At 70.7% G+C, this 21,414-nt stretch carries 16 protein-coding genes; 5 read left to right on the plus strand and 11 right to left on the minus strand.

What is annotated here, in order from left to right:
- Positions 1 to 20 precede the first annotated feature (20 nt).
- Positions 21 to 1,427: a geranylgeranyl reductase family protein gene (locus tag BOSE125_RS10965; RefSeq protein ID WP_159552501.1), complete on the minus strand. Its 1,407-nt coding sequence runs from the start codon at positions 1,425 to 1,427 to the stop codon at positions 21 to 23.
- 65 nt (positions 1,428 to 1,492) lie between these two features.
- Here BOSE125_RS10965 and BOSE125_RS10970 point away from each other — a divergent pair, with 65 nt between their 5' ends.
- Positions 1,493 to 2,914: an isochorismate synthase MenF gene (locus BOSE125_RS10970; RefSeq protein WP_159552502.1), complete on the plus strand. Its 1,422-nt coding sequence runs from the start codon at positions 1,493 to 1,495 to the stop codon at positions 2,912 to 2,914.
- 91 nt (positions 2,915 to 3,005) lie between these two features.
- Here the strand turns inward: BOSE125_RS10970 and menD are convergent, their stop codons facing one another.
- The 4 genes from menD to BOSE125_RS10990 form a co-directional block, all read right to left on the minus strand.
- Positions 3,006 to 4,964, minus strand: a complete 1,959-nt coding sequence (gene menD, locus BOSE125_RS10975) for a 2-succinyl-5-enolpyruvyl-6-hydroxy-3-cyclohexene-1-carboxylate synthase (RefSeq protein ID WP_201301186.1) — start codon at positions 4,962 to 4,964, stop codon at positions 3,006 to 3,008.
- 162 nt (positions 4,965 to 5,126) lie between these two features.
- Positions 5,127 to 7,193 (minus strand): PhoX family phosphatase, encoded by a 2,067-nt coding sequence (locus BOSE125_RS10980; RefSeq protein ID WP_159552504.1) that lies wholly within the window; start codon positions 7,191 to 7,193, stop codon positions 5,127 to 5,129.
- A gap of 149 nt (positions 7,194 to 7,342) precedes the next feature.
- Positions 7,343 to 8,377, minus strand: a complete 1,035-nt coding sequence (locus BOSE125_RS10985; protein WP_201301287.1) for an o-succinylbenzoate synthase — start codon at positions 8,375 to 8,377, stop codon at positions 7,343 to 7,345.
- A gap of 100 nt (positions 8,378 to 8,477) precedes the next feature.
- Entirely contained in the window at positions 8,478 to 9,080 is a 603-nt protein-coding gene (locus BOSE125_RS10990; RefSeq protein ID WP_159552506.1) for a hypothetical protein, read from the minus strand.
- 163 nt (positions 9,081 to 9,243) lie between these two features.
- Here BOSE125_RS10990 and BOSE125_RS10995 point away from each other — a divergent pair, with 163 nt between their 5' ends.
- A complete protein-coding gene (locus tag BOSE125_RS10995) occupies positions 9,244 to 10,254 on the plus strand; it encodes a phosphatase PAP2 family protein (protein ID WP_159552508.1) in 1,011 nt (336 codons plus the stop codon).
- Here BOSE125_RS10995 and BOSE125_RS11000 read toward each other — a convergent pair.
- The 6 genes from BOSE125_RS11000 to BOSE125_RS11025 form a co-directional block, all read right to left on the minus strand.
- The gene (locus BOSE125_RS11000) at positions 10,251 to 11,555 is read right to left on the minus strand and encodes an MFS transporter (protein WP_115931988.1); all 1,305 of its coding nucleotides are present in this window, start codon (positions 11,553 to 11,555) and stop codon (positions 10,251 to 10,253) included. The two genes, BOSE125_RS10995 and BOSE125_RS11000, sit on opposite strands and share 4 nt — an antisense overlap.
- 90 nt (positions 11,556 to 11,645) lie before the next feature.
- Positions 11,646 to 12,911, minus strand: a complete 1,266-nt coding sequence (locus BOSE125_RS11005; protein ID WP_236557924.1) for an ABC transporter substrate-binding protein — start codon at positions 12,909 to 12,911, stop codon at positions 11,646 to 11,648.
- Positions 12,908 to 13,957, minus strand: coding sequence for a branched-chain amino acid ABC transporter permease (locus BOSE125_RS11010; RefSeq protein ID WP_159552510.1), 1,050 nt, complete (start codon positions 13,955 to 13,957; stop codon positions 12,908 to 12,910). The genes BOSE125_RS11005 and BOSE125_RS11010 overlap by 4 nt, the downstream gene beginning before the upstream one ends.
- Positions 13,957 to 14,841 (minus strand): branched-chain amino acid ABC transporter permease, encoded by an 885-nt coding sequence (locus tag BOSE125_RS11015; protein WP_236557925.1) that lies wholly within the window; start codon positions 14,839 to 14,841, stop codon positions 13,957 to 13,959. The genes BOSE125_RS11010 and BOSE125_RS11015 overlap by 1 nt, the downstream gene beginning before the upstream one ends.
- Complete coding sequence (locus tag BOSE125_RS11020; protein ID WP_159552512.1) at positions 14,841 to 15,551, minus strand: ABC transporter ATP-binding protein; 711 nt, start codon at positions 15,549 to 15,551, stop codon at positions 14,841 to 14,843. Before BOSE125_RS11020 ends, BOSE125_RS11015 begins: the two co-directional genes overlap by 1 nt.
- Complete coding sequence (locus BOSE125_RS11025; RefSeq protein WP_159552514.1) at positions 15,538 to 16,350, minus strand: ABC transporter ATP-binding protein; 813 nt, start codon at positions 16,348 to 16,350, stop codon at positions 15,538 to 15,540. The genes BOSE125_RS11020 and BOSE125_RS11025 overlap by 14 nt, the downstream gene beginning before the upstream one ends.
- 286 nt (positions 16,351 to 16,636) lie before the next feature.
- On the opposite strand from BOSE125_RS11025, the gene BOSE125_RS11030 reads away from it, so the two are divergent.
- The 3 genes from BOSE125_RS11030 (at position 16,637) to BOSE125_RS11040 (ending at position 21,406) form a co-directional block, all read left to right on the plus strand.
- Entirely contained in the window at positions 16,637 to 18,139 is a 1,503-nt protein-coding gene (locus BOSE125_RS11030; RefSeq protein WP_236557926.1) for an NCS2 family permease, read from the plus strand.
- A gap of 90 nt (positions 18,140 to 18,229) precedes the next feature.
- Complete coding sequence (locus BOSE125_RS11035; protein ID WP_159552518.1) at positions 18,230 to 18,973, plus strand: 3-hydroxyacyl-CoA dehydrogenase; 744 nt, start codon at positions 18,230 to 18,232, stop codon at positions 18,971 to 18,973.
- Between the two features lie 93 nt (positions 18,974 to 19,066).
- Positions 19,067 to 21,406, plus strand: coding sequence for a S9 family peptidase (locus BOSE125_RS11040; protein WP_159552520.1), 2,340 nt, complete (start codon positions 19,067 to 19,069; stop codon positions 21,404 to 21,406).
- The last annotated feature ends 8 nt before the right edge of the window (positions 21,407 to 21,414 follow it).

The following is a 21,414-nucleotide window of genomic DNA, read 5'->3' on the forward strand; positions in this document are numbered from 1 at the left end:
GGTGAAGTCACCGGGCCAGCCTAACCAACGTTGGCCGGGGTCGGCGCATCCGGATCGGACCGCATGCCGGTGGCGGACGCTGTCACCGGCCCTGACCCCGGTGCCGCCCCCGGTGCCGCCCCCATCGTCGTGGCGGTGGGGACCACGGACTCCAGCAGCCGCACCACCCGGTCCACCGGTGCGGTGCCGCGCTCGTCCACGAGGTTGGCCATCACCTGCACCACGGAGCGCAGCAGCGGCCTGACCCGCATTCCCGTGGCCAGGGCTGCCTTCAGTACGGCGGGGTGACCGATGAGCTCGGCGAATCGGCTGCCGATCGCGAAGTGCCCGCCCCAGGTCTCCTGCGTGAGCACCGGGTAGCGGGCCAACTCGGCCTCCCGGCCGGCCGCCGTCGGGCGCTTCAGGGCCGTGACGGCCAAGTCCGCTGCGATGCGGGCCGCCTCCATGGCGAACGAGATCCCCTCGCCGTTGAACGGGGAGACCATGCCGGCCGAGTCCCCGACGAGCAGCATGCCGGGCACATGCTGCGGGGTGCGGTTGAAGCCCATGGGCAGGGCGGCTCCGAGGATCCTCGAGGTGCGGGTGTCCTCGGACAGTCCCCAGGTGGCGGTCAGCGCACCGGACCAGTCCTTGAGGATGGAGCGGTAGTCGAGCTTGCCGAACTGCGGGGACGTGTCCAGGATGCCGAGGCCCACGTTCACCGTGCCGTCCCCCAGCGGGAACAGCCAGCCGTAGCCGGGCAGCAGGTTGCCCGCGGCGTCCGGCAGCTGCAGCCAGGACTCCATCCAGTCGTCGCCGTGGCGCGGGGCACCCTCGGGGATCGAGTAGTAGGCGCGGACGGCCACGCCCATCGGACGGTCGTCCCGCTTGGCCAGGCCCGCGGAGACGGCGGTGCGCGTGGAGTTGCCGTCCGCCGCGATGACGATCGGGGCGTGGAAGTCCTTGAACTCACCGGTCTTGCGGCCGCGGCCGTCCAGCAGCTCGGCGCGTAGGCCGTTGACGGTTCCGTCCTCGGCGCGCAGCACGGTGGTGACGGAGTGCCGTTCGAGGATGGTGGCCCCGGCCGTCCGGGCGTGCTGGGCCAGGACCTCGTCGAAGTCGTGGCGGGTGCGCACCAGGGCGTAGTCCGGCCACGTCTGCGTCACCGGCCAGGGGACCTCCACCGCGCGGCCCTCGGCCACCAGCCGCAGCCCCTTGATGTGCTGCCACCCGTCCTCGGCGGCGTGCGGGATCCCCATGAGGTCCATCTCCCGCACCGCCTGCGGGGTGAGCCCGTCCCCGCACACCTTCTCGCGCGGGTAGGCCGTCTTCTCGAGCACCGTGACCTCGACGCCGGCGTTCGCCAGGTGCCAGGCCGCCGTGGCCCCAGCCGGGCCGCCGCCGGCGATGAGGACTTGGGTCTGGACGGATGTCGTTGCGCGTTCCACCCTGCCATTCTCCCAGAGCACCGGCGCGCACCCGCCCAGGGCGCTGACGGTAGGCTTGACAGGTCATGAACAACCCTGGATCCGCGACGCCCGCACCCCGGCTGGCGTCCGTCACCTATGCCCGCGCCCTTCCCGGCGGTGCCGGTCTCGCGGAGGTCGTGGCCACCGGCACCGAGTGCGCGTGGATCCGCTACGGCGAGGGCATGGTCGGCCTGGGGACCGCCGCCCGCTTCACCACCACCGGGTCTGGCCGCTTCGAAGCGGCCCGCCGCTGGTGGATCGCCGCCACGGAGGCCGAGGCGGCTGAATCAGGGGGTGCGGACCGGAGCACCGTGCCCGACGACGGCCTGCCCCGGCGCTCCCCGCTCGCCTTCGCCGCATTCGCCTTCGCCGACGACAGCCCCGTGGAGTCGGTCCTGTTGGTCCCCGAATTCGTGGTCGGCTCCGCCCACGGCCGGTCCTGGCTGACCTGGCAGGTGGACCTGGACAGTCCGGCCAACGCGCAGCGGGCCGCTGCCGGTTGGCGTCCCGGTCAGGCCGAGGCCGAGCAGCGGCTGGAGGAGCTGCTCGCGGAGGCTGGGCGCGGGTCGCGCGGCGGGTGGGCCAACGCTGGGCCGGCCGCAGGTCTTGAGCTCAGCGATGGTGCGCTGTCCCAGGAGGGCTACCGGGCCGCCGTCGCCCGTGGGGTCCGGCTGATTGAAGCCGGGGACCTGACGAAGCTCGTGCTGGCCCGAGACGCCGTGGTCCGCTCCGACGGCCCGGTGGACGTGCCGCACGTGCTGCGTACCCTGACGGAGCGGTACCGGGACTGCTGGACCTACGCCGTGGACGGGCTCATCGGCTCCACCCCGGAGATGCTGGTCAAGGTGGACGGGGACACCGCCCAGGCCCGGGTGCTGGCGGGGACCCTGGACCGGGACGGGGCGCCGGGGGGCACCGCCGGAACCGACTATGCGCGGCGGCTGCTCACGGACGATCCCAAGCAGCGCCACGAGCACCGGCTGGCCGTGGACTCGCTGACCGAGCGCCTGGAGCCGTTCACCACCAGTCTCGAGGCCGCGGACGAGCCGTTCGTCCTGGAGCTGCCCAACGTGTGGCACCTGGCCACGGACGTCACCGCGCGGCTCGTCGGGGCGGAGGGGACGCGGCGCACGGGTCCCGGCGCACTGGCCCTCACCGAGGTGCTGCATCCAACGGCGGCCGTGTGCGGCACCCCACGCGAGGCGGCCGCCGCGCTCATCTCCCAGCTGGAGACCGCCGACCACGGCCTGGACCGCGGGCTCTTCGCCGGGCCGGTGGGATGGCTGGACGGCAATGGGAACGGCGAGTTCGGGATCGCCCTGCGTGGGGCCGTCGTGGAGGACGATCACACGGTGCGGCTGTACGCGGGCTGCGGGATCGTGGCGGCCTCGGATCCGGATTCCGAGCTGGCCGAGACCCACGCGAAGATGCGTCCCATGCTGCAGGCGCTGGGCCTGCGGGCCTGATCGCCCATCCCACCACCACCTGCGCATCACGGCCGCAATTGGCGTCGAGACACGCCGATGAAGACCACAGTTGGCGCGCTCGTGATCGGGGTCAGAAGGTCCGGCGGACCGCGGCCTCCACCTGCCGGCGGACGCGGGGTCGGGCGGAGCGGTCCGCACGCAGCTCGAGCACCCGGCGGCCCGGGCCCGGGCTGCCACCGAGGGTGGACAGCAGGTCATCCTCGCTGTCCACCGGGATCCACTCCAGGCCGTAGGCGGCGCACAGGGCGCGCACCTGGACATCCTGCGGGGTTCCGAAGAAGCGCTCCACCACCTCGGCCATGCCCTCGCGCTGGGCCACCAGGCCGTGTTCGAGGCCGGCGAAGATCGCCCCGCCGGCGTCATTGACCACCACGATGTCCAGGTCCGGTTCCCGCTCTCCCGGCCCGACCAGCAGGCCGCCCACGTCATGGAGCAGGGTCAGGTCCCCGCACAGCAGCACGGTGCGCTGGCCGGTGCCCAGCGCAACGCCGGAGGCCGTGGAGACCGTGCCGTCGATGCCGGCGAGTCCGCGGTTGGCATAGACGATGGACTGCGGCACCGTGGGCGGACGCCAGGACAGGTCCACGTCCCGGATCACCGAGGACGAGCCCAGCACGAGGGGGCCACGGACGGTGCTGGCCACGAGTTGGCTGGTGCGCAACGCGCCAGGCCGGCCGATCTCGTCATGCCGGGTGGCCAGGGCGTCGTCCAGGGCGGATTGGGCCCGCACTCCGGCCTGTTGCCAGTCCGTCAGCCAGCCGGCGGGACCACGGCCGGCGACGACGGCCAGCTCCTCCAGGTCCTCCACCGGACGTTCGCGGCGGGCACCGGGTTCGAACCAGGCCACCGGCTCGGGCTGGTGGAACGCCGTGGCCAGGTCGGCCCGGGCCAGCAGCGCGGAGATCTGCCGGGTCAGGGTCGGCCGGCCGAAGAGGATGACCTGCTCGATCCGGGCGGCCAACGGATGGGAGTCCTCCCCCAGCCCGCCGGCGGAACCGATGAGCCACGGGTAGGCGCCGACGGCGTTGTGGCCGAAGCGGGCGTTCGAGCTCGGCTCGGCGAGCAGGGGCAGGCCGAGGGCGTTCGCGAAGGCGGCCGGCAGCGGTCCGGAGCCATGGCCCGCCACCACCACGGTGCGGGACTCGTGCAGCTCGGAGACGTCCAGGTCCAATTGCTCGGTCAGGTCCATGGGGTTCACCCGGACGGGGCCGGTGGTCGTACTGGTGCGCGCGCTGGTGGTCGCGCTGGCGGGCTGGGCGGCCACGTCACCGTCCCACGCCTCCGGGCCGGCGTCGTCCTCGGCCGGGACCAACGGCTCACGGAAGCGCAGGTTGAGGTGGATCGGACCGGGGGCGGACTCGCGCACGGCGACCCCCGGCACCCCGGCAAACCCCTCCACGTCCTCGGTGTCGAATCCGCCGGCCGCGAGCAGTGCCCGGGAGACCACGGAGGCCAGGTGCTCCCGGTGCCGGCGCAGAGCAGTGGTGCGCGGATGGGCGTCTGCCCCGGAGACCTCAGCGGCCTCAGCGGCCAGCCAGTCCGGGATCTCGTCCGGATCCACCTCCGGAACGGTGTCCCCGCTCAAGGTCTGCGCGAAGCGCACGTGCAACGGGAAGAGCCCGTCCTGGCAGGTGGTCTGGTTGGCGCCGGTGCCCTGCAGCTCCTCCGGGCGGTCAGCGGTCAGTGCCACCAGCTGGATCCCGGCGTGGTCGGCCTCCATGAGAGCCGGCAGCAGATTGCCCACGGCCGTCCCGGACGTGGTCACGACGCCGACCGGCCGCCCCGAGGCCAGGGCCAGTCCCAGCGCGGTGAAGGCCGCCGAGCGCTCGTCGACGCGCACGTGGAGCCGGATCCGGCCGGACCGCTCTGCCTCGGCGAGGGCGTAGACCAGGGGCGCGGAACGGGAACCGGGGGCGATCACGGCCTCGCGCAGGCCGCCGTCGACCAACGCTGCGGTCACGGTCCGGGCCACCTGCAGGGCGTCCAGGGCCGGATTCAGGGTGGGCTGGTCATCCGGGATTCGCTCCATGGCCCTCATCCTACGGAGGAAGCCTGAGTGGGAGGTTAACTCCGGTGCTGGTCTGGCTGGTCTGGCTGGCCCATTAAATGCACCGTGACGCCACCCCCGTCAGCGTCTCCGGCGCGGAGCCGGGCGCGGTGGCGGGGATGGCGTCACTCTGTGCGCCGCGGGTCAGCGGCCGTTGTTGCCCGTGGTCGAGAAGACCTGGACGACGGCCGGGCGCGGCACGGCGACCTTGTCTCCCTTCAGCGGGCCCTCTGGGACGAAGTCCGGGAAGTAGGAGGTGTGGGCCCCCCAGTCGCCGCCCTCGCCGGGGTGCTGCACGGCCACGAACACGGAGTTGTCCTGGTCGTGGATCACCGGCCCGCAGGTCTCGGCATCGGCCGGCACCGCCAGGAACTGCTCCACGCGGCCGCGTTCGCGGCCGTCGAGGGTGACCTTGTGCAGGGCGTCCGAGTAACCGATCTTGCCGGGCTGGCCGTCCGTGGAGATCCAGAGGTTGCCCTCGGAGTCGAAGGCCAGGTTGTCCGGGCAGGAGATCGGGGAGACCTGGTCCGCGGGGAACCCGGAGAAGTACACCGAGTCGGAGACAGCCGGGTCACCGGCGAGCAGCAGGATGTTCCAGTTGAAGCGCTCGGAGGTGTGGTCGCCGCGGCGTTCGATCATCTCGATGACGTGGCCGTCGCGGTTGCCGCCGTCTGGCTTGGAGACCGGGTTGGCCTCGTCCACGCCCTCGCGGGTGCGGCCGGAGTTGTTGGTCAGGGCCAGGTAGATCTTGCCGGTGACGGGGTTGGTCTCCATGTCCTCCGGGCGGTCCATCTTGGTGGCGCCGACTTTGTCCCCTGCGAGCCGGGTGTTGACCAGCACCTGGTCCACGGTCATGTCCGGCACCAGGGACTTGTCGTTCTTCACCAGCGGGATCCAGCGGCCCCAGCCGTCGAAGTCGCCATCCGAGGGGACCGCCCCGGTGCCGTCGATCTCGGACGCCGGGGAGTTGCCGGAGTACTGGGCCACGTACAGGGTGCCCTCGGAGAGCAGGGTCATGTTGTGCTTCTTGTCGCCCTTGCGGTACTTCTGCTTCGAGACGAACTTGTACACGTAGTCATGGGCTTGATCGTCACCGGAGTAGACCACGGCGTGGCCATCCCGGGAGATGATCGCGGTGCCGGCCTCATGCTTGAAGCGGCCCAGGGCGGTGTGCTTGACCGGGGTGGACTTCGGGTCCTCCGGGTCGATCTCCACGACCCAGCCGAAGCGGTTGGCCTCGTTGGCGTAACCCTCCGTGTTGAGGTTGAACCGCGGGTCCACGGTCTCCCAGCGACGCGAGGTCGGCCCGGGCGAGATGCCGATGCGGGTCTGTTCCGGTGCCCCGGAGCCCACGAAGTACTGGTCGAAGTTCTCCTCCCCGGACAGCACGGTGCCCCACGGGGTGGTGCCGCCGGCGCAGTTGTTCAGCGTGCCGAGCACCTTGGTCCCGGTGGTGTCGTCCTTCGTCTTCAGCAGGTCCGAACCGGCGGCTGGCCCGTCCACGGTGAACAGGGTGGAGCCGGTGATGCGGCGGTTGCGGCGGCCGCCCCGGACGTACTCCCACTTCTGGCCCTTGCCGCCGCGCTTCAGGTCCACGATCGAGAGCCCGTGGGCCTCGATGGCGGCCTCGATGACGTCCTGGGGGTTGGACTTGAGGTACTCCGGGGAGAACATGATGTTCTCGTTGGTGTACTCGTGGCTGTTCACCAGGAAGCCGGTGCGGTCATTGCCGCCGTCCGAGAAGACGTCGAGGTAGTCCGAGTTGTAGCCGAACTGCTTGGCCTGGGAGGCGCCCGTCTGGTTCTCCAGGTCGAACTCCGGGGAGTCATCGAACAGCGGGTCTCCCCAGCGGATGATGGCGGCCCAGTCGTAGCCGGACGGGACGGTCATGGCATCCACGGTGCGCTCCACCGGGGCGATGGCCTCGAAGGGCAGCTTGCCGCCGCCGGTGGGGTGGAAGGCGTTCGTAGCCTGGGCCGCGGGGGCGTTCTGCAGGGCCGTGGCGCCGACGACCACGGCTGCGGCGAGGCCGCCACCCAGCCCGAGTGCAGCACGGCGGGAGATCGCGGCGTTGGCGATGTCCCGGAAGTGAGGATTGTCCGAGGTGTTCGGAACCGGGTGGGAACAGGCGCTGCCGCACTTGAGTTCACAGGTGATCGGCAGGCGGTTGCCGCGGGTGTGCCCGACCATGGGCAGGTGGCGCTTCAGCATGGGTTTCCCTCTTCAGGTGGTGACGGTGGCGTTCACAAGGCCTTCACAGCCTGGCCTCGTCAATCCGCCGTCCGGTCACCGCCCGGTGACCTCCCGGTGAACACTGGGTGAGGTGTATTTAGGTCACGCCCGTGCCACTCAATTCCCCGTCAGGTCGCGGACAGCACCCCGTGGGCCTGCACCAGGCGCTGACGCCACCACTGCTGCCGGTCCTCGTCCGCGCGCAGTCGCGCCAGGGCCGAAGGGTCGGGGACGGGACGGGCGCGAGTAGCGCCGGAAGCCAGCCGGCCGGCGTCGGGAATCCATCCGGGGACCACCACGTCCTCGGTGAACAGCGCCACGGTGCCCAGCCCGCAGGCATAGGGCAGCGCGGGCAGGCTCGCGGCGAGCGCCACCCCGGCGGCGATCCCCACGGAGGTGTCCAGGGCGGAGGACACCACGGCGTCCAGGCCGGCCGCCCCGACGATGCCCAGGGCGCGCCGTACCCCGCCGAGGGGCTGGACCTTGACCACCACGAGGTCCGCCGCGCCGGCCCGGGCCACGGCGAGCGGGTCGGTCTCCTTGCGCACGGATTCATCGGCGGCGATCCGCATCGGCGTCCCCGCGGCGTGGAGAGCCTCGCGCAGCCTGGCCAGCCCCTCGATCCCGGCCACGGGCTGCTCGGCGTACTCGAGTTCGTGCTCCGCGAGCTGCTGCAGGGCGGCGAGGGCCGTGGCGTGATCCCAGCCCTGGTTGGCGTCGATCCGCAACGCGGCCCCCGGCCGCAGCCGGCGGACCTCGGCCACACGGGCCACGTCCTCGGCCACCCCCTCGGGGCCGGTCCGGCCTGATTCCGCCACCTTCACCTTGACGGCGGGCACCTCACCGAAGGAGTCCAGCACCCGCCCGACGTCGGCCGCGGCCACCGCGGGCACGGTCGCGTTCACGGGGACCAGGTCCCGCACCGGCGCCGGCCAACCCTGCCAGCCCGCCTCGATGGCGGCGGCCAGCCAGCGCGAGGATTCCTCCGGGCCGTACTCCGCGAACGGGGAGAACTCCGCCCAGCCTGCCGGCCCGCGCAGCAGCATGGCCTCGCGTACGGTGACGCCGCGGAAGCGGGTGTGCATCGGCTGGGCCACGACGACGGCACCCTCCAGGAGCTCGTCCACCTCCGGCAGCCGCGTGCCGTCCAGCAGGGGCGGAATCCCGTCCCGGGCGCCGTTGGGGTCCTGGGAGCCGAGGGAGTCGCGGTGGCGGTTGCTCGATGCAGTCACCCCGCCAGTCTATGGACGCCGGTAGACCCCTCTAGACGGCGGCGTAGTAGCCGAACTTGCGCGCCACGGAGACGGCGCGGGCGCGATCGCCGAGGACGGACTCCAGGGCCTCGACCACGGAGGCCGTGGTCTCCGGGCGCAGGTTCCAGTCCTCGTCGAACGGGTCGTCCCAGCGCGCCCAGGCGTTGCCGGTGGCGGTGAGGGCCAGCGTCATCTCCTCCAAGGAGCCGAAGGTGGGCTCGGGCTCCTCGAGTCGGTCCTCCCAGCCGTCCTCGCCCGGCGCGGTGAGGACCTTGCCGGTCAGGCCGTCCAGGATGAAGGGGTCGGGGCCCTGCTTGGCCACCACCGTCCACTCGTCGTTCCAGTCCACCAGCAGAGCGCCGGTGCGGGGGTTCCAGCGGTAGCCGGCCTGTTCGTCCCAGAGCCGTTCCAGCGGGAAGAACAGGAAGGGCAGGCCAGCGGTGTCGATCTCGATCCACTCCGGCCCGACCTCCCGGTAGAACCGGGCGAGTTCGGGAGCCAAGGGCGACTCCCCGGCCCAGTCGAGGGGTTCCTGGCGGCTCATCGGCCCGAAGACGGACAAGGCTTGACGGACCGAAGACAGCTCGGGAGTGGGACCCGCAAGGTGTGCCATGGCCCCTACAGTAAGCCGGAACCCACACCGGCGGTCCAGCATCCGCTGACCCCGGGATGACAATTCGGCGAAGAACACCCGACTCTGAGGTGGACGGTCGAGTGATGACCGCCACGGCCGGATGTTCGGAGTCCTCACAGCCGTGTGGACCACAATGGCGTGCATGTCCCCTGCTGTCTCCGACCCCGCGGGCGCCGGCACCGGCCCTGGCCGGCGCGTCCGTGCCGCCAGTGCCACCGGTTCCACCGGTGCCACCCGTGCCACTGTGCTGCTTCGGCCGGCACGCAGCACGTGGGCCTGGGTGCTGGCCGCAGCGGTGACCGCAGCCCTGCTGCTGTTGGTGTTCCGCGTCCTCGTGACCACGCAGACCGGCCAACTGGCCGAGTTCATGGCCCTGGAAGCGGCCACACACCGGCTCGAGGGACTGCGGGGGTCCACCCTCACCGTGCTCAACCGGCTGCCGGAGATCGTGGGGGTGGCCGGCGTCGGGGTGTTCCTGGTGTTGACGGTCTACCGGCGGCGCTGGTTCGCGTCCCTGGTGGCGGCGATGGCATTCGGGGCGGCGAACCTGACCACGCAGCTATTGAAGAACTGGGTGCTGGTGCGCCCTGACCTGGACAACGGGGTGCCGTACTACACCGGCAATTCCCTGCCGTCCGGCCACACGACGTTCGCCGCGGCCGCCGTGGTGGCGGTGTTCCTCATGGTCGCTCCGCGGTGGCGTCCGTTGACCGCCGCCGTGGGGGCCGTGTTCGCCACCGCGGTGGGGGCGGGGACCTTCATCGGAACGTGGCACCGCCCCGCGGACATGGTGGCGGCGTACCTGGTGGCCGCGTTCTGGGGGCTGGTGGCCGGCTACGTGATCCTGCGGACCGGGCCCGACTGGAACATCCGCGGCACCCGGACCGCCCGCCATCCGCATCCCGGCGGCCACCCCCTCTGGGACGTGGCCCTCTGGGTCACCGGTGGCGCGATGCTGCTGGGTGCCTGGTGGGGCTTCGAGTCGGCCGGGGGGACCGCAGCCCTGACCGCCGAACCGGAATGGTATTCCGGCTGGCACTTCCTCTACGGCGTGCTGTTCGCCACCGGTCCGGGGCTGCTGGTCTTCGCGGCTCTCTCCGGCTTCTTCCGCTGGCAGTCCGGGCGGCGCCGGCTGGCAGCACCACGCGACTAACGGGCCACCAGGTCCGCCACCGAGCCGGGCCCCTTGGGGAGCGAGCGGGCGAAGATGACGGCACCGGCCGCCGCGATCGCCGCGACCGCCCAGATGCCGAAGGCCAGCCCGGCCAGCCCCGTGACGGCGGAGAGCACCGCCGGTCCGGTGAGCATGCCGACATCGGACAACTGCCGCCACAGCGCCAGAAACTGGGGCCGGCCCTCCGGCGGCGAGTAGTCGGCGCCGAGCGTCATCACGATCCCTGAGCCGAAACCGTTGCCCAGGCCCACCACCACGGCCATCGCGGCGAACCACCAGGGAGATCCGGTCAATGGCACCAGTGCCGTGCCCAGGGCCAGTCCTGCCATGCAGAACACGGCCACCACGCGGCGTCCCCGTCGGTCCATGAGGAACCCCGAGGGGTAGAACATCACCAGGTCGGCCAGCCCCGTCAGCCCGTAGACCGCCGACGCCGCCGCTGGGCTCAAGCCGAGTTCCGTAGCCCACAGAGGGATCACCGCGGACCGGCTGGCCCGCGCCGCGGACAGGCACATCACGCCGATGCCGGCGGTCAGCAGCACCCGGCGGTGCCGGCGTGCCAGCCACCGCATGGTGGGCCGGGGGCCCGGCCCGGCAGTGACTGAAGCTGTGGGCGAGGCGGGCTGGGTGCTGCCGGCCGGCGTCGTTCCCGGTACGGGCAGGTCCTTGATGGTGAAGCTCATGCCGGCGGCGAGCACCATGGCCGCCGTGGCCACCACGAAGGCTCCCTGCAGGCCCATGACGGTCTGCAGTCCGGCCCCGAGGAAGGGCCCGGCGAACATGCCGATGCGGATGGTGCCGCCGAGGGTGGACATCGCCCGGGCCCGGTGGCTGCCGGGGACGGCCACCGCGAGGTAGGACTGCCGGGCGAGGTTGAAGCCGGCGCCGGCCATGCCCACGATCACCAGACCGGCGAGCAACAGGCCGAGCCCGGTGTGATCCGCCACCGGCAGCCATCCGGCCACGGCGGCCAGGGTCACCAGGGCGCCGAGGGATCCCACCCAGGCGGAGACGATGATCGTGATGCGTTCGCCGGCGCGGGAGGCCAGCCAGGCGGCCGGTGCATTGGCGACGAGGGAGCCGATGCTGACCAGGGTGACCGAGGCGGCCGCCAGCGCCAGCGAGGCGCCGAAGGCCGTGGCGGCGGGCGCCATGGCCGGCATGATCGCGCCGAGGCCCACCGCGTAGACGGCGGAGGGCGCATAGATCTGGAAGGCCTGTTCCAGCGGTCCGCCGCGGAAACCCCCGAATCGGCGACGCCGGCGCTCGGCTGCGGACATGGCTCGCCTTTCGCTGGACTCGGGAGCCACGCTACCGGAGCGCGCAGGCCCGGCCGGTCAGAGGACCGGCCGGGCCTGCGCGGGATGGGCCTAGTCGAAGGACTCCGCGGTCTCGTAGCCCTGCCCGTTGTACTTCTGTACCACCACGGTGGACACGGCCGGCTGGCCGTCCTCGGTGGTGTTGACCGAGGTGCCCTCGAGCATCAGCGGAGCCTGCAGGTCCTCGATGCTGCGCAGGGCCTCCATGAAGTTCTCCCGGGTCGGCTCGGTCATGTTCTTGAAGGCCTCCTCCAGGGTGGCACCGACCATGTAGCTCCACATGCAGTGCGGGAAGTCCGGCGTGGTCGTGTAGTCGGCGGCGTACTGCTCGAGGTTCTCCAGGAAGGCCACCACGTCCTCGTCCTCGGCGAAGACCGGGCTCTGCGGCGCTTTGGCGAAGGACACCGAGTAGAAGCCGTCCTCGGCGTCAGCGGCGGCCGGCTCGAGGATGGCGACCGGGCTGGAGGTGTTGGACGGCAGGAACCAGCTCGGGGACCAGCCCAGCTCGCGGCTCTTCTCGATCGAGGAGATGACCAGCGGGGTGATGGACATGGCGTTGAAGAACACGTCCGCGTCCGTCCCGGCGAGTTCGGTGAGCTGGGCATCGACCGAGGTGTCCGTGGCCTCGTAGGTCAGTTCCGAGACGATCTCGATGTTGTCAGAACCGGAGATGGCCTCCTTGAAGCCCTCGACGTAGCCTTCACCGTAGTCGTCGTTCTGGGACAGGATGGCGACGGTCAGGTCCTCGTCGGAACCGGCCAGCAGTTCACCGAAGGCCTCACCCTCGTTCTGGTAGATCGGCACGAAGCCCAGCTGCCAGGGGCTCTCGGTCTGGTCGCTGAAGATCGGGTCACCGGTCTGGACGAGCACCTGTGGGACCTCGGAATCGATGGCGGCCTCCCGGTAGGCCCGGTTGGTGGGCGTACCGAGGCCGGAGGTGAAGGCGAAGACGTTGCCCTGGTTCTGCTGGAAGTTGGACAAGGCCTTCTGCGGATCGTAGGTGTCGTCGAACGCCTCGATCTCCACCGTGCGGGTCTTGCCGTCCCCGAACTCGATGCCGCCGGCGTCATTGGCCGCGCCCATGTACGCGGCCAGGCCGGCCACCGTGCAGGTGCCCGGGCCGGCCGTGCCACCGCTGAGCGGCGTGGTGACGCCCAGGGTGATGGTCTCGTCCGTGATGCCGGGGCTGGCTGCCGTGCCCCCGCCGTCTCCACCGCCGTCCGATCCGCCGCCGTCGGAACGGCCGCATCCGGACAGGGCCATAGCGGCGACGGCGCCCATGGCAACGGCACTGAGGACCTTCTTCTTCAGGATCATGGCGAGTCTTCCTTTGCTGAGGCGGAACTGGGAGGGGTGTTGGGTGGAGTACTGGGTGGAGTACTGGGTGACGAGCGTGATGAGCGGCCGGTCCAGCGGCGCAGCACCCGGGGCAGGCTGGCGATGCCGCCCGGCAGGACGAACAGCACCAGCAGCAGGATCGCGCCCTGGATGAGCGAGGTGAGGGTGGGGGCCACCTCGTTGGTGAAGTTGGGGACCAGCACGTAGTACACGCCACCGATCAGGGAGCCGATGATGCTGCCGGCGCCGCCGACCACCATGGCGGCCAACAGGCTGATCGAGTGGTGGAAGGCCAAGGTCTCGGGGGACGTGTACTGCACGACCACCATGTAGAGGAACCCGCTGACACCGCCGACCATGGAGGCGATCGTGAAGGCGAGGACCTTGTACCGGTAGGGCGAGATGCCCATGGCCCCGGCCACGGCCTCGTTCTCCTTGACGATCCGGAAGGCCCGGCCGTACTTGCCGCGGACCAGGTTGAAGACCAGCAGGAAGGTGATTCCGCCGATGCCCAGCACGAGGTAGTACTGCCACTGGTCATCGGCCAGACCGGTCCAGTCGGGCGCGGAGGAGAACCGGGCGGAGATGCCCTGAGAGCCGCCGGTGAACTCGCTGAGCCGCTTGGCCAGGGGGACGCCGACGATCGGCAGGGCGATAGTGACCATCGCAATGGCCAGTCCGCCGAGCCGGGCGGCGGCCAGGGCCACGATCAGGCCGGCCACGCCGGGGATGACGACGGCGGCGAGGAACACCAGCGCGATGTTCCAGCCGTGCTCCACCCCGTAGGCGGTGACGTAGGCGCCGAGGCCCAGGAAGAAGATCTGGCCCAGAGAGACCTGCCCCGTGTAACCCATGATGACGTTCAGGCCGAGCACGGCGACGGCGAAGACGCCGATCCGCGCCAGCGTCTGATTGACGGGGATGGGCAGCAGCAAGGGGGCCACCACGAGCAGCACCACGGCCACCAGGGCGAGGGTGAGCTGAAACCACGGCGTCCGGAGCAGTCCGGTCTTCTGCGTGCCCATCAGACTCGCACCACGGTCTTGCGTCCGAACAGGCCCTGGGGCCGCAGCAGGAGGACCACGAAGAGCAGGATGAAGGGCACCGCGATCTTCAGGTCATGGCCGATGATCGGCACGTAGACGGCGGCCAGGTTCTCCAGGACGCCGATCAGCCAGGCCGCGACGACCACCCCGACGGGGCTGGTGATCCCGCCGAGGATGACGGCAGCCAGCGCGTAGACGAGGGTGGTGTCCAGCATGCCCGGCGTCAGGGAGAGCCGCGGTGCCACGAGGGCGCCGGCGACCGCGCCGAGTGCGGCGGCCAGCCCCCAGCCGACCATGAGCAGCCGCCCGACCGGCAATCCCGCGAAGGACGCGGACTGCCGGTTGTCCGCCACCGCCCGCAGGGCCAGGCCCAGCTTGGTCTGGCGGAACAGCAGCTGCAGCAGGACCATGATCCCGGCGATCGCCAGGAAGGTGCCGAGGGACCGCCAGCTGATCGCGGCACCCAGGAAGGTGAAGGCCGAGGACGGGAACAGGGAGGGGAACTGCAGGTTGTTGTAGGACCAGAGCCATCCGCAGATGCCGGTGAGCAGGGTCAGCAGGCCGACCGTGACCACCACCTGGGTGTCCTCCGCCCCGCCCATGAAGCGGCGCATCAGGAAGCGTTCGATCAGTGCCCCGATGACGAACGAGGCCGCCACGGAGAGCAGGATGGCCACGATCAGGGGCAGCCCCAGCCCGAGGAAGGTGAAGGCCAGGTAGGCCGAGAGCACGGCCATGCCGCCCTGGGCGAAGTTGATCATGCCGGTGGACTGGTTGACCAGGACGATCGCCAGCGCGATCGCCCCGTAGACAGAGCCCATGGCGAGGCCGTCGACCACCAATTGGATGAAGGTTCCCATCATCAGCCTCCCAGGTATGCTCTGCGGATCTCGTCACGGCCCTTGAGCTCCGCCGAGGTTCCACTCAGGACGCTGCGGCCCGTCTCCAGGACGGTCGCCGTGTCCACGATCGTGAAGGCGAGGTTGGCGTTCTGCTCCACGAGGAGCATGGCCACGCCGGTCTCCTCGCGCAGCACCCGGATCGCGTCATAGACGGTCTTCGCGGTGCTGGGCGCCAGCCCGAGAGAGGCCTCGTCCAGCAGCAGGAGCCTGGGGCGCGCCATGTAGGCGCGACCCACGGCCAGCATCTGCTGCTCTCCTCCGGACAGGGCCGAGGCATTCGCGGTGTAGCGCTCCTGCAGGTTGGGGAACAGCTCCAGCAGGTGGTCGATGTCCTGCTGGATCCGCTTGCGGTCCTTGCGCAGGTAGGCCCCCACCTGGAGGTTCTCCTTGACCGTGAGGTTGCCCAGGGTTCCGCGCCCCTCCGGCACGTGGGCGATCCCGAGGGCGGCGACCTCGTTCGGCTTCCGGCCGCGGATGTCCTGGCCTTCGAAACGGATCTGTCCGCCGGCCCTGACGGCACCGCTGATCGCGCGCAGGGTGGTGGTCTTCCCCGCTCCATTGGCACCGAGGATCCCCACGGCGCCCTGCTCGGGGACGCTCAGGGACACCCCGTGAAGCACTTGGACGGGGCCGTAGTGCGCCGTCAGGTCCGTGATCTCAAGCAACGTCATCGCCGATGCCCTCCGCACTGTCCGCACTGCCCGTGCTGTCCTTGCCCAGATACGCCTCAATCACCCGGGGATCGGACTGGGCCTCCGCCGCGGTGCCCTCCATGAGCTTGCTGCCGTGGTCCAGTACGACGACCCGGTCCGCCAGTGCCGAGATCACCCCCATGTGGTGTTCCACGATCACGAGCGTGATCTCGCCGGCGGCCTTGAGTCCGTGGATGGTCTGGATGAACGAGTCGACCTCTCCGTGGGACAGCCCGGCGGCGGGCTCGTCCAACAGCAGCACCTGCGGCCGCGCCATCAGAGCCCGGCACAGTTCCACTCCCTTGTGCAGGCCATGGGAGAGTTCGTCCGCGCTGCGGTGCGCCGCCCAGCCGAGACCGAGGTCCTCCAACCGCCCCAGTGCCTCGGCCCTCAGTTCGCGTTCGCTGCGGACCATCGGCGGCAGGCGCACGGCCCACGACGCCGGCCCACCCGGCAGGCGCGCGTGTCCTCCCAACAGCACGTTGTCCAGGACGGTGGACTCCAGCTGCAGCGCCGGATGCTGGAAGGTCCGGGCGAGGCCGTGACGGGACATGCCGGCCGGGCGGACCTGGCTGATCTCGGCATCGTCGATCCGGATGGAGCCGGAGCTCGGCCGGTAGTGGCCGGAGATGCAATTGAACAGAGAGGTCTTGCCCGCGCCGTTGGGGCCGACCAGGCCGAGGACCGTTCCCGGTTCCACAGCGAAGCCGACATCCTTCAGAACGGTCACTCCTCCGAAGTGGAGGTTGACCTCCGCCAACGTCAAACGTGCTGCCATGTGCCCACTGACTCTTCCGGTGCGGGGTGAAAGGGACACCACTCCCGTGGGAGTAGCGCAGACGGGTCGAGCCGGAGGGGGGTGATCCAGATCACAACCGCGTCTGGCTTGGATCGTAGGCGCATCCGGGTGGGATTGCCAACAATATTGGTGGCAATCAGTGGGACCGTGCCCTTTTCGTGACGTCCGGCCAGCGTCCCCGTCGCCTGTGATCTCCCGCACAAGCCTGTCTCCGGGGGCTCTCCGCCCGCATCGGCACCAGTCCGTCGCAGCTAACATGTCCTCCATGCCTTCGCCAGAGTCGCCCTCCGCTCCCGCCACACTGGACACCGTGAATTCCGTGGACACCCCGGGCCCGAAGAACGCCCTGGACCGGTTCTTCCTGATCTCCAGACGCGGCTCGACGGTGGCCCAGGAGGTCCGCGGCGGCCTCGCCACGTTCCTCGCGATGAGCTACATCATCGTGCTGAACCCGCTCGTGCTCTCCGGCCCTGACGCCAACGGAGACACCCTCGGGATCGCCCGGGTGGCCGCGGTGACCGCCCTGGTGGCCAGCATCTCGACCATCGCCATGGGCGTGTGGGCCCGCCACCCCTTCGCCCTGGCCGCCGGCCTGGGCGTCAACGCGCTCGTGGCCATCACGGTCGCCACCACCACCGGGATCACCTGGCCCGCCGTCATGGGCCTGGTGGTGATCGCCGGGCTGGTCATGGTCCTCCTCGTGGCCACCGGCTTCCGGCAGGCCGTGTTCAACGCCGTCCCGGACGCCCTGAAGACCGCGATCGTGGTGGGCATCGGCCTGTTCATCGCCCTGATCGGCCTGGTCAACTCCGGCTTCATCCGCCGCGTGCCCGATGCCGCCGGGACCACCGTGCCGGTCGGACTGGGGACCGGCGGGGAACTGGAGGGCTGGCCGGTGCTGGTCTTCATCGTCGGGCTGCTGGTGACCGCCGTGCTCGTGGTCCGCAAGACCCGCGGCGCCATCCTCATCGGGATCGTGGTGGCCACGGTGCTGGCCAACATCCTGGAGGCCGTCTTCCACATCGGCCCGTCCGTGGACGAGGCGGGCAACGCCAACCCCACCGGCTGGTCCCTCGTGGCACCGTCCTTCCCCGAATGGACCGCCCCGGACCTCTCCCTCGTGGGCCAGGCCGACCTCCTCGGCGCCTTCACCCAGGTCGGCCCGCTGATGGCCCTGCTGCTGGTCTTCGCCATCCTGCTGTCCGTGTTCTTCGACGCCATGGGCACCTCCGTGGGCCTGGCCCGGGAGGCCGGAAACGTCACGAAAGACGGGGACATCCCGCACCTGAACCGGGTCCTCATGGTGGACGCGCTGGCCGTGTCCGGCGGCGGCGGCGCCTCCGGCTCGGCCAACCAGATCTTCGTGGAGTCCGGCACCGGCATCGGCGAGGGCGCCCGCACCGGCTTCGCCTCCGTGGTCACCGGCGTGCTGTTCCTGCTGGCGATGTTCCTGACACCGCTGATCCATCTGGTGCCGTTCGAGGCCGTGGCCCCGGCCCTCGTGGTGGTCGGCTTCATGATGGCGACCCAGGTGGTCCAGATCGACTGGGCGGACTGGGGCGCCGCCCTGCCGGCCTTCCTCACCTTCATCCTGATGCCGTTCACCTACTCGATCGCCAACGGCATCGGCGCCGGCATGATCGCCTACGCCGTCATCCGCACAGCGCAGGGCCGGGCCAAGGACGTCCACCCGCTGCTGTGGGTGGTGGCGGCGGCCTTCGTCGTCTACTTCGGCATGGGCGTCTTCCGGGGCCTATTGGGCGCGTGACTGCGGTTGTGACACACCCCACAGTCACCCTGCGGTACGGTCTGAGTCGTTAAGAACCATTAACCCAACGAACCGCACCCCAGGAGCACCATGGAGTTCACCGACCGCACGTTCCTCGTCACCGGCGGAGCCTCCGGCCTCGGCGCCGCCACGGCCCGGGCCCTGCTGGCCCGTGGCGCCCATGTTGTGGCTGCAGATCTCAAGGGCACCCCGCCTGCAGGGGCCGTCCTCGTCGAGACGGACGTGACGGACCCCGCGCAGGTGACCCACGCCGTGGAGGTGGCGGGCCAGCAGGGCGGGCCGCTGGCCGGCGTCGTGAACTGCGCCGGTATCGCCACCGCGGAGAAGGTGCTCGGCAAGACCGGCCCGCACGAGCTGGAGTCCTTCGCGCGGACCGTGCAGATCAACCTCGTCGGCACGTTCAACGTGATCCGCCTGGCGTCCGAGGCGATGGCACAGAACGAGCCCGGAGAAGACGGCGAGCGCGGGATCATCATCAACACCGCGTCCGTGGCGGCCTTCGACGGCCAGATCGGCCAGGCCGCGTACTCGGCCTCCAAGGGCGGCGTGGCCGCCATGACCCTGCCGATTGCCCGCGAGCTGGCACGCCACGGCATCCGGGTCATGACGATCGCCCCGGGCATCTTCTGGACGCCCATGATGGCGGGACTGCCCGAGGCCGCGCAGGAGTCGCTGGGCCAGCAGGTCCCCTTCCCGTCCCGCCTCGGCCAGCCGGAGGAGTATGCGGAGCTGGCGATGCACATCGTGCAGAACCGGATGCTCAACGGGGAGACCATCCGCCTGGACGGCGCCATCCGCATGGCCCCGAAGTAAGCCCTGCCCGCACAACGCGGCAGCTCCTCAGCCGAGAGCGGACCGCCCGCCCCCACACCCGGGGCCGGCGGTCCGTGCTGTTGAATGGCCTGTATGACTTCCGCGAGCTCCCAGCAGACCAGCACGGATACCACGACGCCGGCCGGCGGCTCCCAGCCCCCGGTGGCCGAGGCGCGGCCCGTGGTCCGCACGCACCACGGTCACACGTTCACCGACGACTTCGACTGGCTGCGGGACAAGGAGTCCGACGAGGTCATCGCGCACCTCAACGCCGAGAACGCGTACACGGCGTCCGTGACGTCGGACCAGGAGCCGTTGCGCGCGGCGATCTTCGGGGAGATCAAGGCCCACACCGTGGAGACCGACCTGTCCGTGCCCTCCCGCAAGGACGGCTGGTGGTACTTCGTGCGCACCGAGGAGGGTCAGCAGTACGCCACCCACTGCCGCGTCCGGGCCACCGACACCGGTGACCGACTGGCCGACTGGACCCCGCCGGTGATCGAGCCCGGCGTGCCCGTGGCCGGCGAACAGGTCATCCTGGACGGCAACGCCGAGGCCGAGGGCCAGCCCTTCTTCTCCCTGGGCGGGATCGCCGTCTCGCGGGACGGCAACCTGATGGCCTACGCCGTGGACCACGCCGGGGACGAGCGCTTCACCCTGCACATCCGGGACCTGCGCACCGGTACGGACCTGGAGGACGAGATCCCCAACGTGTCCTACGGGCTGGTGTTCGACGCCACCGGCACCCGGGTGTTCTACACCGTCCCGGACGACTCCTGGCGCCCCTACCGGATCCTCGCCCACACCCTCGGCACCGGCGTGGAGCAGGACCAGCTGCTGTTCCAGGAGGACGATCCCGGCATGTGGTCCGGCTTCGGGCTCTCCGCGGACCGCACCGAGTTGCTGGTCTCCGTGGGCAACTCGGAGATCGCCGAGACGCTCGCCCTGGACCTGCCCAACTCCCCCGACGAGCCGCTGGGCGAGTTGCGGATGCTGGTCTCCCGGGACCTCGGCCTGCTGCACGACGTGGATCCGGTCACCCTGGACACGGCCGGCATTCAGGGCGGCCAGGACGGCCAGGACGGCCAGGACGGCCAGGACAGCACCGGCCGGTACTACGTGATTGTGCACAACAAGGACTTCTCCAGCGAGGACGAGGAGCACGGTCCCACGCCGGCCCCGAACAACATGGTGTCCCTGGCCGCCCGGGACACGGTGACGGATCCGCGGTTCTGGCGCACCGTCGTCGGGCATTCAGACACCACGAAGGTGGACGGTGCCGCCGTCACCGCCACGCACCTGGCCCTCGCCGTGCGGCGCGAGACGACCCCGCGCACCCTGGTGATGCCGCTGGCGGGACTGGGCACCGAGGGGCAGGCGGCGCCGGTGGAGCCGGACTTCGGCGAGGAGCTGTACTCCTGCGAACTGGGAGGGGCTCCCTTCGACTCGCCGTTCCTGCGGCTCGGTTACTCCTCCTGGGTCACTCCCACGCAGGTCCTGGACTATGAGGTGGACGGCGGCCAGCTCCACCTGCGCCGGCAGGTCGAGGTCCCCGGCTATGACCCGGAGCAGTACCTCGTGGAGCGCTGGTGGGCCCCGGCCGAGAGCGCCGCCGGGGACGCCCGCAAGGCCGCCATCCCGCTGACCGTGATCCGCCGCCGGGATACCGAGTGGGACGGTTCGAACCCGTGTGTGGTCTACGGCTACGGCAGCTACGAGATGTCCATGGACCCGGGCTTCACCGCGGCACGGCTGTCCCTGCTGGACCGGGGCGTCGTCTACGTGGTGGCGCACGTGCGCGGTGGCGGCGAGCTGGGCCGTGGCTGGTACGACCACGGCAAGAAGCTGCACAAGAAGAACTCGTTCACCGACTTCGTGGACGCCACCCGCTTCGTGGCGCAGTCCGGCTGGGTGGACCCGGACCGGATCGCGGCGATGGGCGGCTCCGCCGGCGGCCTGCTGATGGGCGGCGTGCTGAACCTGGCCCCCGAGCTGTACCGGGCCTGCGTGGCCCAGGTGCCGTTCGTGGACGCGCTGACCTCCATCCTGGACCCGGACCTGCCGCTGTCCGCCCTGGAGTGGGAGGAGTGGGGCAACCCGATCACCGATCCCGAGGTCTATCGATACATGCAGGAGTACACCCCGTACGAGAACGTGCGTGCCGTGGACTACCCGGCGATCGCCGCGGTGACATCCCTGAATGACACCCGCGTGCTGTATGTGGAGCCGGCCAAGTGGGTCCAGCAGCTGCGCCGCACCACCACCTCGGACCAGGCCACGCCGCTGACTGAGGGCGGCGCCCCGATCGTGCTCAAGACCGAGATGGACGGCGGCCACGGCGGCGCCTCCGGCCGGTACCGGGCCTGGGAGGACCGCGCCTGGGACTACGCGTTCCTGCTGACGGCTCTGGGCGCCACCGAGCTCCGCGCCTGATCAGCGCA

It is taken from the genome of Citricoccus sp. K5 (genome assembly GCF_902506195.1).
GTDB lineage: Bacteria > Actinomycetota > Actinomycetes > Actinomycetales > Micrococcaceae > Citricoccus.